This window comes from Halomonas sp. B23F22_20 (assembly GCF_043496985.1).
Lineage (GTDB): Bacteria > Pseudomonadota > Gammaproteobacteria > Pseudomonadales > Halomonadaceae > Halomonas.
Genome location: NZ_JBIEKH010000156.1, coordinates 1 through 510, shown reverse-complemented (window position 1 = coordinate 510; position 510 = coordinate 1). Strand labels below are relative to the sequence as shown.

Here is a 510-nt window from a genome sequence, read left to right as displayed (position 1 = left end):
AGGAAAAGGTCTCGGAACAGCAGGGAGAATTGTGGGACGCTTTGCTACCAGTGGTGGCAGGGCGCTTTTTAGTATAGGAGGAAGAGTGCTGGGCCTGGCTAAAAACTTCGGTGGCCTTGCATTTAGGGTTGGAAGTAAAGTCTTACCTCTGATTGCACGATTCGGACCTAAGCTCTTGAAGATTGGTGGACCCATTGGCCTTATTGCCGGTTTAGCTATCGATCTAGGAATTACAGTTGTTCGGAATTGGGATACCATTTCAGCAAAAACCCAGGAGTTGTGGGGAGGAATCCAAACAGCTTGGAATAATATCGAGAACGCTACGAGTACAGTTTGGTACAACGTTAAGAAGTCAGTCGTCAATTCGATTAATGGCATTATCGACAAGGTTAACTGGCTCATTGAAAAAATCAACGTCATCCCAGGTGTCACCGTCCCGATAGTACCTAAAATCGAAGCACCTAACATTCCAGCCCATATGCTACAGAACAATGTATCCGGTATGACAAG

General features: G+C 45.9%; 1 protein-coding gene. It reads left to right on the top strand.

Translation table 11 applies throughout. The features are described from left to right. The coding region (locus ACGTN6_RS21090; RefSeq protein ID WP_394595071.1) for a hypothetical protein at nt 1-510 on the top strand (510 nt) is incomplete at both ends.